The 11,405-nt window shown below is 71.4% G+C and carries 12 protein-coding genes; 4 read left to right on the forward strand and 8 right to left on the reverse strand.

From position 1 onward, the window contains the following. Nucleotides 1–105: 105 nt before the first annotated feature. The 6 genes from ABZ281_RS18425 to ABZ281_RS18450 form a co-directional block, all read right to left on the reverse strand. Nucleotides 106–1,356: a cytochrome P450 gene (locus ABZ281_RS18425; protein ID WP_356656704.1), complete on the reverse strand. Its 1,251-nt coding sequence runs from the start codon at nucleotides 1,354–1,356 to the stop codon at nucleotides 106–108. Further along, nucleotides 1,353–1,955 carry an ATP/GTP-binding protein gene (locus ABZ281_RS18430; protein ID WP_356656706.1) on the reverse strand — a complete coding sequence of 201 codons (603 nt, stop codon included), beginning with the start codon at nucleotides 1,953–1,955 and terminating at the stop codon, nucleotides 1,353–1,355. Before ABZ281_RS18430 ends, ABZ281_RS18425 begins: the two co-directional genes overlap by 4 nt. Continuing rightward, nucleotides 1,936–2,307, reverse strand: a complete 372-nt coding sequence (locus ABZ281_RS18435; RefSeq protein WP_033308582.1) for a DUF742 domain-containing protein — start codon at nucleotides 2,305–2,307, stop codon at nucleotides 1,936–1,938. The genes ABZ281_RS18430 and ABZ281_RS18435 overlap by 20 nt, the downstream gene beginning before the upstream one ends. After that, nucleotides 2,304–2,714: a roadblock/LC7 domain-containing protein gene (locus ABZ281_RS18440; protein ID WP_003994857.1), complete on the reverse strand. Its 411-nt coding sequence runs from the start codon at nucleotides 2,712–2,714 to the stop codon at nucleotides 2,304–2,306. Before ABZ281_RS18440 ends, ABZ281_RS18435 begins: the two co-directional genes overlap by 4 nt. Before the next feature lie 4 nt (nucleotides 2,715–2,718). After that, complete coding sequence (locus ABZ281_RS18445; protein ID WP_356656708.1) at nucleotides 2,719–4,491, reverse strand: ATP-binding protein; 1,773 nt, start codon at nucleotides 4,489–4,491, stop codon at nucleotides 2,719–2,721. A 288-nt stretch (nucleotides 4,492–4,779) separates the two neighbouring features. Then, nucleotides 4,780–5,724, reverse strand: a complete 945-nt coding sequence (locus ABZ281_RS18450) for a helix-turn-helix domain-containing protein (protein WP_356656710.1) — start codon at nucleotides 5,722–5,724, stop codon at nucleotides 4,780–4,782. A 72-nt stretch (nucleotides 5,725–5,796) separates the two neighbouring features. Here ABZ281_RS18450 and ABZ281_RS18455 point away from each other — a divergent pair, with 72 nt between their 5' ends. Further along, nucleotides 5,797–6,747 (forward strand): NADP-dependent oxidoreductase, encoded by a 951-nt coding sequence (locus ABZ281_RS18455; RefSeq protein ID WP_356656712.1) that lies wholly within the window; start codon nucleotides 5,797–5,799, stop codon nucleotides 6,745–6,747. A 21-nt stretch (nucleotides 6,748–6,768) separates the two neighbouring features. Here the strand turns inward: ABZ281_RS18455 and ABZ281_RS18460 are convergent, their stop codons facing one another. Both ABZ281_RS18460 and ABZ281_RS18465 read right to left on the reverse strand, forming a co-directional pair. Further along, entirely contained in the window at nucleotides 6,769–7,875 is a 1,107-nt protein-coding gene (locus ABZ281_RS18460; RefSeq protein ID WP_356656714.1) for an NAD(P)-dependent alcohol dehydrogenase, read from the reverse strand. A gap of 23 nt (nucleotides 7,876–7,898) precedes the next feature. After that, the gene (locus tag ABZ281_RS18465) at nucleotides 7,899–9,353 is read right to left on the reverse strand and encodes an aldehyde dehydrogenase family protein (RefSeq protein ID WP_356656716.1); all 1,455 of its coding nucleotides are present in this window, start codon (nucleotides 9,351–9,353) and stop codon (nucleotides 7,899–7,901) included. Between the two features lie 103 nt (nucleotides 9,354–9,456). Between ABZ281_RS18465 and ABZ281_RS18470 the strand changes: the two genes are divergently transcribed. From ABZ281_RS18470 to ABZ281_RS18480, 3 genes are all read left to right on the forward strand, one after another. After that, entirely contained in the window at nucleotides 9,457–9,894 is a 438-nt protein-coding gene (locus tag ABZ281_RS18470) for a MarR family transcriptional regulator (protein WP_356656718.1), read from the forward strand. 205 nt (nucleotides 9,895–10,099) lie between these two features. Next, nucleotides 10,100–10,477, forward strand: a complete 378-nt coding sequence (locus ABZ281_RS18475; RefSeq protein WP_356656720.1) for an anti-sigma factor antagonist — start codon at nucleotides 10,100–10,102, stop codon at nucleotides 10,475–10,477. A 105-nt stretch (nucleotides 10,478–10,582) separates the two neighbouring features. Then, a complete protein-coding gene (locus ABZ281_RS18480) occupies nucleotides 10,583–11,245 on the forward strand; it encodes a DUF4230 domain-containing protein (RefSeq protein WP_356656722.1) in 663 nt (220 codons plus the stop codon). The last annotated feature ends 160 nt before the right edge of the window (nucleotides 11,246–11,405 follow it).

Here is an 11,405-nt window from a genome sequence, read left to right on the forward strand (position 1 = left end):
CCGGCCGAAACCCCAAGTACGTCCAGTACGAGGGCTTCCGGCCGCCACGCCGAGAGCACGCACCAAACGCCGCTCCTCAACGGGCAAACGTTGCCCGCCGCGGCACTAGACGGCGAACTCGACCGGCAGGCTGTCCAGCCGGGACTCCCACGTGGAGGCGGTCGAGCCGAGCTCTTCCGGCGGTACGGCCAGGCGCAGGTCCGGCAGCCGGTGCAGCAGGACGTCCACGCCGATCTCGATGATGGACTGGCCGATGTTCTGCCCGGGGCACTCGTGCGGTCCCGCGCTGAATGCCAGGTGCGACTGGTTGCCCTGCACGGCGACGGCCGAGTCGGGCCGTACCTCCGGGTCGAGGTTGCCGGCGGCCAGGCCCAGGACGAGCAGTTCTCCCTCCTGGACGTGATGGCCTCCGAGCTCCAGGTCGGCGGTTGCGAACCGGCCCGGCAGCACGGACAGCGGCGGGGTGTCCCACATGACCTCTTCCACCACTGAGGAGATGTCCAGCTCCCCGCTGACCAGACCGGTCAGCCGGGCAGCGTCGGTGAGGACCCGCTGCAGGACCCGGGCCAGCAGGTTGCTGGTGGTGGTGTGCGCGGCGATCAGCACCAGGCGCAGATGGCTGACGACCTCGTCGTGGTCGAGGCCGGCCGGGTGCTCCAGCAGGGCCGTGGCGAAGTCGGAACCCGGCTCGGTCCGCTTGCGCTCGGCGAGTTCCGCGAGGATCTGCATGATCCGGTCGTTGTGCTCGAGGGCGCCCTCACCGCCCTTGAAGACCTGGGCGCACGACTCGATCAGGCGTAGCCCGTCCGCCGCGGGAAGGCCCAGCATCCTGGTGAGCACGAGCATCGGCAGTTGCTCGGCGTAGTCGGCCACGAGGTCGGCGCGCCCGGCGTCGGCGAACGCGTCGATCTGCTTGTTCGCGAAGTGCGTGACGTGCCGCCGGATGCCCCGGGTGGTCGCCGCCTGCAACCCGTCGGTGACGGCGCCGCGCAGCCTGCGGTGCGGTTCGCCGTCCTGGGACACACAGTCGGGGCGCCAGCCGACCATCGGCATGATCGGCGAGGTCTCCTCGATGCGGCCCTCCCGCCAGTCCCGCCAGATCCGCGCGTCCCGGCTGAACTGGCGGGGGTTGTCGAGCACCCGCCGGTTGTCCCGGTAGCCGAGGACCAGCCAGGCGGGCACGTCACCTTCGAGCAGGACCGGCGCGAGCGAGCCGTGCTCCTTGCGCAGCCGCTCGTAGATGCCCGCCGGGTCGGTCGCGGCGTCCGGGCCGTACAGCCGGGTCAGGTCGGCCCCGTGGTGGGCGACCGGGCATCCCCGCATGGCCTGGAGACTCGGTTCGGTCTGATCGTTCATCGGGGCTCCAGGGCCACGGCCGAGCGTTCCTTGAGATGGTGGATCAGCGCGACGAGGACGTCCCGGCTGGAGGCCCGGTCACGGGCGTCGAAGGCCACGACCGGGGTGTGCTCGGGGATGTCCAGGGCGTCCCGGATCTCCTCGGCCGGGTAGTTCCGCGAGTCGGGAAAGACGTTCAGCGCGACCACGAAGGGGACTTCCAGCCGCTCCATCTCCTCGATCGCCCGGAAACTGGACTCCAGGCGGCGCGTGTCCACCAGGACGATCGCACCGAGCGCACCCTTGAACAGCCCGTTCCACAGGAACCAGAACCGCTCCTGCCCGGGCGTGCCGAACAGGTACAGCACCAGGCTCTCGTTGATGCCGATCTTGCCGAAGTCCAGGCTGACGGTGGTCTGCGTCTTGTCGGCGACGCCGATGAGATGGTCGACGTCGGCACTGGCCTGGGTGAGGGTCTCCTCGGTGGTGAGCGGCTTGATGTCGCTGACCGACCGGACCATGGTGGTCTTCCCGGTGCCGAACCCGCCGGCGATCATCACCTTCACCGAACGGGTGTCCCCGGCCGAGCCTCCGGGTTGGTCAAAGCCTTTCAAGTCCACTCAGTACCTCCTCAAGGAGCGCGAGGTCGGGCCCGCGGCCGGCGTCGTGTGCCGGGATGGGGTTACGGGCTTCGACGCGACCTGCGTCCAGCAGGTCCGACAGCAGCACCGCGAGAATGTTGAAGGGGAGCCCGAGGTGAGCGCCGAGCTCGGCGACCGACAGCGGGTCGCGGCAGCGGCGGAGGATCTCCTCGTGCTCGTGCTGCATGCCCGGTAACGGGGCGGCGCGGGAGACGACGAGGGTCGCCACGTCGAGGCTCGACGCCGAACCGCCCGGTCCGCTGCGCCCGCCGGTGAGGACGTAGTAGCGCTCGAGACCGGACGGGTCCGACGGCCTGCGGGGAGCACTCATCCAGAGTGCTCCTCCAGGCGCGGAGTGGTGCCGAGGAGCTCACCCATCCTGCGGGCCAGGTCCCTCATCTGGTGGCCGAGCAGGCCCTGGTCGAGGCCCTCCCTGGCGAGGACGCCGAGGTACGTCTCCACACCCGCGCGCACGACGAAGAGGTGCCCGCCGTCCACCTCGATCATCGCGAGGCGCAGCTGCCCGGCGTACTTGGGGAACTGCTCGGCGACCGGCTGGGCCAGGGCCTGCAGGCCTGCCACCACGGCGGCGAAGCGGTCGACGTCGTCGGGGTCTTCGGCGCCGTAGGAGGTGATGGCCTTGCCGTCGCTGGAGGCCACGAGGGCGAAGCGGATCTCCTGGATGCTCTCGACGAGATCGCGGAGCGCCCAGCTCACATCTGTTCCTTGTTGCGTCATGGGACTAGTCGCTCTCTTCGGTGCGGTGCTCGGTGTACTCGCGGCCGGCGAGGGTGTCGCGGTCGCCGGCCGCCTCGGAGGCCTCCGCCGCGTCGCGTCCGGCGGTGGCGAAGGCGGCGAGACCCGAGAAGGACGCGTCCGGCGGGACGGCGGCCACCGTGCCCCGGTCGGTCCGCTCGGCCGGCCTGGACGCCTCCGTCTCGTTCCGCTTGCTGCGGCGCCGGGGCAGTCCGCCGGGAGTGGTCTCCCCAGTCTCCGCCTGCGCGGCCCGCGGTTCGGGCACGGTGGCCGTCTCCCGAGCCGGGGCCGCGGTGGCGGTGGCGGTGGCGGCGCGGGTTTCCGGGGCGGGCGCGGCCGACGCGGTCGCGGCCGTGGGCAGCGGGCTGAAGTACTTGTGCGGGACCACGACCACCACGGAGGTTCCGAGCCACGGCGAGTCCGCGAAGGTGACGCGGATGCCGTAGCGGCGGGCGAGGGCGCCGACGACGCGCAGGCCGATGTTGGCGTCCTCGGTGATGCCGCCGAGGCCCGCGCCGGGCGCGGTGCCCGCGAGGGCGTGCTCGGCCTCGTGCTTCTTCTCCTCGCTCAGCCCCTTGCCGGAGTCCTGGATCTCGATGCCGACGCCGTTGGGAACCTCCTTGCCGGAGATGAGCACCGGCTCGGTGGGTGGCGAGTAGCGGGCCGCGTTGTCCAGGAGGTGGGCCAGGATCAGCGTGAGGTGGTCGACGAGGCCGCCGTCGACGCCGAGTTCGGGCAGGTGGCGCACCTGGATCCGGTGGAAGTCCTTGATCCGGCCGATGCCGCCGCGCACCACGCTGAGCAGCCGCTGCGGCTCCTGCCACTGCCGGCCGGGCCGGTCGGAGCCTCCGAGCACACCGATGCTCGCGGCGAGCGAGTCGGCGGGGCCGAGCTCCTGGTCGAGCTCCATGAGACCGCGGGCGACGGCCGGCAGCCGGCCGTGCTCGCCCTGCATCTCGTGCAGCCGGCCGCGAAGCTTGCTGGTCAGGACGTGGATGCGGTTGCCGATGCTGATCACGGCCTGCTCGGCGGAGGTGGAGCGGTCGAACTCCGCCTCCAGCCCGATCAGGGAGGTGCGCAGCAGCTTGCGCAGTTCGGCCTGGAGTTCCGAGCTGACCTTGGCGCATTGGTTGACCGTGGGCAACAGGTCGTCGATGGCGTCGCCGGCACGCAGCTTCTCCATCGCGTCGGGCAGCTGCTCGTCGGCGAGCCGGGCGATCGCGGCGAGCTGGTGGGAGAGCTGCTCCTGCCAGACCGCGGCCTGGTCGGCGAGCTGGGCCTCGTACGACGTGGCCTGCTCGGTCAGCCGTTCCTCATAGGCCCGGGACCGCTCGGCCAGCTGCGACTCGTACGTGGCGCTCTGGTCGGCGAGCTGCGACTCGTACGTGGCGCTCTGGTCGGCCAGGCGCCGCTCGTACGTCGCGTTCTGCTCGTTGAGCTGGGATTCCAGGCCGGCGCGATCGGCGGCGAACTTGCGTTCAAGTCCCGCCACATGCTGCTGCCACTGCTGGTTGTGCTCGGCCTGCGTGGTGCGGAAGGAGCCTTCCGCACGGTGCAGTTGGGCCCGGGTGCGCAGCAGCAGGCGTACGCACACGGCGCCGGCAGCCGTCGCCGCGACGCCGGCGACGGCCACGGTTATTCGCTCCGAGCTCATGAACGTGGCGGCAACGGTCCCGCCTCCCAAGCCCAGCGGCATCAACCACCAGCTGTACCAGGCGACAGGGGCCCGCGCCGCCGGTGGCGGAGTGGCGAGTTCCATCTGCATCCTTCGAAGCAACACGAACGAACAGGGGGGGTGTGTGGACCGCACTCATGAGTACGCACCGCAAAGTCGACCGGACGCGATCGGGTCAACTCGCAGCGCTGTTGGGAACCTTATCGGGTTTGGACCCGAAAGGATCAACTGCGGCCACCTGCCGGACGTGAGGGTTCCGTCACGCTCCGACAGAAGACAACAGGTCGACAAATGGCTTTGCTGTCAGAGGAATTGGGCGCGCCACGCCGCACGGAACGCCCCGCACCGTGCCGTGCGCCGAGGACGCCGAGGTCAGCGGGCGATCTGGAACGTGCGGCGGTAGGCCTGCGGGGAGACCCCGATCGCCGCGTTCAGGTGCTGACGCAGGGACGCGCCGGTCGCGAAGCCGACCCGGCCGGCGATCTGGTCCACTGTCAGATCACTGGATTCGAGCAGATGCCGGGCCCGGACCACACGCTGCTGGATCAGCCAGCGGCCGGGACTGAGGCCCACCTCGTCATGGAAGCGGCGGGCGAAGGTGCGCTGGCTCATCCGGGCGTGGCCGGAGAGCTCGGCGAGAGTGAGCGGTTCATCGAGGCGTGCCAGGGCCCAGGCACGGGTGGCGGCGGTACTCGCGGCGCCCTGCTCGGGAACGGGCTGCTCGATGTACTGGAGTTGGCCGCCGTCCCGGAAGGGCGGGACGACGCAGCGGCGGGCGACGCTGTTGGCCAGCCGGCTGCCGTGGTCCTTGCGGACGAGGTGCAGGCAGATGTCCACGCCGGAGGCGGCCCCGGCGGAGGTGAGGAACGGATGGTCGTCGACGAACAGCACGTCCGGGTCGAGGTCGACGCGCGGGAACATGCGCCGGAACCGGTCGGCGACCTGCCAGTGGGTGGTCGCCCGGCGCCCGTCGAGGAGGCCGGCGGCGGCGAGGACGAAGGCGCCGGTGCAGATCGAGACGATGCGGGTGCCGGGGCGGATGAGCGCGAGCGCGGCCAGGACGTCGTCGGACACCTCGTCGGCCAGGTGGGAGGGCACCACGGGCGCGATCACCACCGTGTCGGCCGTGGCCAGGGCTTCGGGGTCATGCTCCACGGTGATGCCGAAGTCGGCGTCGGTGCGCACCGGACGGCCGTCGACCGAGCAGGTGAGGACCTCGTAGCGGCCGTCGGCCGCGCCGAGGATCCGGCTGGGGATGCCCAGCTCGAAGGGGTACACCCCGTCCAGGGCCAGGACCACCACTCGCTCACGTCGCATGGCACGATCCTATCGAATGGTGGCAATTTTGCCATTGGCGGGTGGTGTGGGGGACGGGCACGCTGGTGGACCATGAGCACACAGAACACGATGCGAGCCATCAGCCAGGACGTCCTCGGCGGTCCCGAGGTCTTGACGGAAGTGCAGATCGAGCGCCCGGTACCGAAGCCGAACGAGGTACTGGTCCGGGTGCGGGCCGCAGGGGTCAACCCGACCGACTGGAAGCACCGCGCGACCGGCGGGTTCCTGGGCGAGCCGCCCTTCGTCCTGGGCTGGGACGTCTCCGGCGTGGTGGAGGCGGTCGGCATCGGCGTCGTGGCCTTCGCACCCGGTGACGAGGTCTTCGGCATGCTGCCCTACCCGTACGGGCACGGCTCGCACGCCGAGTACGTCATCGCCCCCGTCCGCGCCCTCGCCCGCAAGCCGGCCGCCGTCGACCACACCCAGGCCGGCGCGCTGCCGCTGGTCTCGCTGACCGCCTGGCAGGCGCTGACCGAGCACGCGGGCCTCCGGCCGGGGCAGCGAGTGCTGATCCACGCCGCGGCCGGCGGGGTCGGGCACGTGGCGGTGCAGATCGCCAAGGCGCACGGTGCGTACGTGATCGGCACGGCGAGCGCGGGCAAGCACGCGTTCCTGCGCGAGATCGGCGTCGACGAGGCGGTGGACTACCGCGAGACGGACGTCAGCGAGGCCGTGAAGGACGTCGACGTCGTGCTGGACACGATCGGCGGGGACAACTCCCTGCGCTCGCTGCGCGTGCTGCGCCCCGGCGGGGTCCTGGTGTCGATCCTCCCGGGCGGCTCGGACGAGCTCTACGAGGAGGCCGAGCGGCTCGGCGTCCGGGCGCTGCGGATGCTGGTGGACGCCGACCGCGGCGGCATGGAGACGATCGCGGAACTGGTCGGGACGGGGAAGCTGCGCGCCACGATCGCCGGCACCTTCCCCCTGGCCGAGGCCGCCGAGGCACACGCCCTCGGCGACACCGGCCGCACGACGGGGAAGCTGGTGCTGCTGAACGACTGAACCGGCACCGGGCGGGCGGTGTCAGAAGGTGAGGACCGGCTTGATCGTCTTGCCGGATCGCATGTCCTGGACCGCCCGGTCGATGTCCTCGAAGGGGTAGGTGCCGATCAGGCGGTGCAGCGGGAGCCGGCCCTCCTTCACCAGGTGGACCAGGGCCGGGATCATGGCCCGGGTCTCGCTGTCGCCGAGGGTGAGGCCGACGATCCGCTTGCCGCCGAGGAGGCCGTTGACGTCCAGGGCGACCTCGGTGCCGAAGGGCGGGGCACCCACGACGACCAGGGTGCCGCGGGCGGCCAGCGCGTCGACGCCCTGCCGCAGGACACCGACATGGCCGGTGGTCTCCACGACCCCGTCCGCGCCCTGCCCGCCGGTGATCTCGGCGAGGGCCTGGAGGAGGTCCGTCCCGCTCGTGTCGACCGTGTGGGTGGCGCCCAGCTCCGTCGCGAGGGCCAGGCGTTCGGCGACCCGGTCGACGGCGACGATAGAGGTGGCCGAGGTCAGGGCGGCCGCCATCACCGCCGACAGGCCGACCGCTCCGGCACCCAGGACGACGACCGTGCCGCCGGTCTCCGGCTTCAGGACGTTCCACACGGCCCCGACTCCGGTCTGCACGCCGCAGCCCAGTGGGGCGATCGACTCGAGTGGCACGTCCGGGTCGACCTTGACCAGGCTGCGCTCATCGGCCAGTGCCAGCTCAGCGAAGGAGGACTGGCCGAAGAAGTGGCCGCCCAGGCTCTCGCCGTCCCGGCTGATGGTGCTCGTCCCGTCGGCCCGGCTGCCACCGATCAGGTTCAGCGGCAGCCAGGTCGCGCAGTACGCGGGATGCCCGCCGCGGCAGTTGCGGCAGTCGCCACAGGAGGTGAAGGAGAGCAGGACGTGGTCGCCCGCCGCGACGCCGGTGACGGCGGGGCCGACGGCCTCGACGACGCCCGCGCCCTCGTGGCCCAGGACCCCGGGCAGCGGGAAGGGCAGTCCGCCGCTCGCCACCCCCAGGTCGGTGTGGCACAGGCCGGTGGCGACCATACGGACCAGCGCCTCGTGCGGGCCGGGAGCGTCGAGGACGACGTCGGAGAGGGTGAAGGGCGCGCCGCCGGACTCGACGACCGCGGCACGGGTGGGTGTGGGCATCGCGATGACTCCTTGACGGTGTTTCAGTCGAGCGAGACGACGACGGACTTGACCTTGGTGTAACCGGCGAGGGCCTCGGGCCCGTACTCACGGCCGTAGCCGGAGTCCTTCACCCCGCCGAAGGGCACCGCGGGGTCGAGCATCGCCCAGTCGTTGATCCAGACGATGCCGGCCTGGAGCCGGCCGGCGACCCGGTGGGCGCGGGCGAGGTGGCTGGTCTGGACGCCCGAGGCCAGGCCGTACGGCGTGGAGTTGGCGAGGGCGACGGCCTCGTCCTCGTCGTCGAAGGGCTGCACGGTGAGGACCGGCCCGAAGATCTCTTCCTGGATCACCCGGGAGTCGTTCGCCAGGTCGGCGATGACGGTGGGCTTGTAGTAGTAGCCGCCGTCGAGGTCGAGCCGCTCGCCGCCGCAGACGATGCGGGCGCCCTCCATGCGGGCCAGGGCGACGTATTCCTCGACCTTCTTCAGGTGCTTCTCGGCCGCCATCGGGCCGATGACCGTGGCCGGGTCGCGGGGGTCGCCGACCGGCACGCCGGGCACGGCCTCGGCGAGGATGCCGAGCAGGGTCGGGTACACCGACCGGGCCACCAGCAGGCGCGGGCCGCCCATGCAGAACTGGCCGGTGTTGAAGACGAATCCCTTGATGACCGAGCCGACCGCCTTCTCCAGGTCGGCGTCCTCGAAGACGATGTGGGCGGCGTTCCCGCCGAGTTCCATGGTGACGGGCTTCAGCGCCTCGCCGGCGACGCTCGCCACGTGCCGGCCGATCGCGGTGGAGCCGGTGAAGGCGACCTTGTCGACACCCCGGTGCCGCAGCAGCGCCTCCCCCGCCACCGGACCGGTGCCGGTCACGACGTTGACCACCCCGTCGGGGACGCCGGCCTCCTGGAGCAGCCGGGCCATGTACAGGGCGCTGAGCGGCGTCTCGTCGGCCGGCTTGTGGACGACCGTGTTGCCGGCCGCCAGCGCCGGGGCGAGCTTCGAACCGGCCAGGATCAGCGGGAAGTTGAACGGGGTGATCGCGGCGACCACACCCAGGGGCTCGCGCATGGTGTAGGCGAGGGCGTTCATGGGGAGGTCGCGCAGGGCGCCGTCCTGGCTCTGGGCGAGATGGGCGTAGTACTCGTAGTCGTTGGCGGCGTTGGTGACGTCGACCGCGCCGCACAGCGAGATCGGCTTGCCGACGTCGAGGCTCTCCAGTGCGGCGAGCTCGTCGGCGTTCTCCCGGATCAGCTGGGCGACGCGCTGCAGCACCCGGCCGCGCTCGCGACCGCTCAGTCCGGACCATGCGCCGTCGTCGAAGGCCTCACGGGCGGCGCGTACGGCCGCGTCGACCTCGGCGGGGCCCGCCTCGGCGACGGTGGTGACGGCCCTGCCCCGGGAGGGGTCGATCACCTCGGTGCGCGCCCCGTCTGCGGCCTCGCGCCATCGGCCCCCGATGAACAGCTGCCCGGGTGTGCTCTCGAAGGTGGTCATCGCCACTCCTCAGCGTCGTCGCCAAGTTTTCAACAAACAGGTTTCCTGTCTGTGCGCAGTCTCTTCACGGCCAGGTTTCCTGTCAATGGTCTAGCCTGCCTCCATGCTCGACACACAGGTGACCAAGGCGTCCCCCTCCCTGCTCTACATGGTCAAGCAGGTGGAGCTCGTCGTGCGCTCCCATCTGGACGAGCTGGTCAGACCCTCCGGGATCACCGCTCTCCAGTACACGGCGCTGACCGTGCTGGAACGGCACGACGGACTGTCCGCGGCCCAGCTGGCGCGCGACTCCTTCGTCACCGCCCAGTCCATCGCGGACCTGGTCCGCTCCCTGGAGGGCCGCGGACTCGTGCGCCGGGAGCGCAACCCCCGCAACCGCCGGGAGCTGCTGATCCTGCTCACCGACTCCGGCCGCGAGCTGCTGGCCCGCCACGCCGGGCCCGTCCGGGAGCTGGAGGAGCGGATGGTGCGCGACCTCACCACGCACCAGACCGAGCAGTTCCGTCAAGCGCTCACCAAGGCCTGGCACGCCCTGTCGTAGTTCCGCCGGCCCGCCACGACGCGCCCCGGAATCACGCCCGCGCACGCCCCGGCGTGAACCTCGGCCAACTCGGCCGGAATTCAAAGACATATGTCAATCGAACATGCTCAAATTCACTCGTTGGAGGGTAACTTGACCGGCGGGGAACGGCGTTGAGGCCGTCGCCCCTCCCCACGCACCGGAGCAGGCTGGAGGCGATCGCGTCGTGCGGCAGGAACCTGCACCGCTCACCCGGCATCTGCGCGTCCGCCAGGAACGGGGACACACGGTGCTGGAGTTCCGCGGCGAGATCGACCTCGCCGCGGCCACGGAGATCGCCCCGCACCTGGACCGGGAGACCGGCCGTCCCGCCGCCCGGATCGTGATCGACCTCAGCGGGATCGACTTCTTCGACTGCTCCGGCCTGCGGCTGCTGTACCGGGCCCGCAGCCGGGTGCTCGACCGGCGGGGCCATGTGCTCCTCGTCTGTGCCCATCCGCTGACGCTGCGCGTCCTGCGGATCACCGGCCTGTCCCGGCTGCTGCCTCCGCAGCCGACGCTGGACGCCGCCCTGGAGCAGCCCGAGGCGACGTCCCGCCCCTGACGGATGTGCGCCCCGCGTGCTTCCGCGGGAGTCGTCCCGTCCTCAACTCGGCGGTCTGGCAGGGGGTGTGGCGGGCATCCGGACAGTAGGAAGGAGGGCCGTCGCATGACGACTCCCGTCAAGCGCCTCCCCAGGCGCATGCCCGGCTGGGCGAAGGTGGTGGCCGCGCTCGTACTGGTGCTGGTCGTGTTCTTCGCCGGGCTCCGGCTGAGCGTGCTCCCGGGCCTGAAGGACCTGTTCGGCACCGAGACCCACGACCGGTCCGGTCCCGCACTGCTGAAGTCCGTCCAGGACATCAGCCGCTACGACGCCGCCTCCGGCAACTTCCAGGTCGTCGTGGACCTGGAGAAGGATGCCAAGCTCCTGCCCGACGCGATCCGCGGCACCCGCACCCTGTACGTCGGTGCCGGCACCGTCGACGCCTATGTCGACCTGGGCAAGGTCGGCGAGAACGACGTGAAGGTCAACGGCGACCGCACGTCCGCCACACTCCGGCTGCCGCACGCGCAGCTGGGCAAGCCCGCCCTCGACCCCGCCCGCTCGTACGCGGTCTCCAAACAGCGCGGTCTCTTCGACCGCCTCGGCGACCTCTTCTCGGACAACCCCAACGGTGAGCAGGCCGTGCAGAAGCTCGCGGTGCGGCACATCGGCGACGCGGCGAAGGAGAGCGAGCTGACCGCGCGCGCCGAGTCGAACACCACCGGCATGCTCGAAGGCCTGTTGCGCTCCCTGGGCTTCAAGGAGGTGCGTGTCTCGTACGGGAGCTGATCAGCTCCCGAGGACCCCGGGCAGGTCAGGGCGCCCGGCAGCGTGGTGCCCACCAGGGACCAGGCGACGTAGTCGCCGACGTGCCCGGGCGGCAGGCGCCGTAGCGGCAGGGCCCGGTCCGGGGCGGCGAGGAGCCGGGGCCGGGTGACCGCCTCGGCCG

Origin of the sequence: Streptomyces sp. NPDC006265 (assembly GCF_040613555.1) — a bacterium.
Taxonomy (GTDB): domain Bacteria; phylum Actinomycetota; class Actinomycetes; order Streptomycetales; family Streptomycetaceae; genus Streptomyces.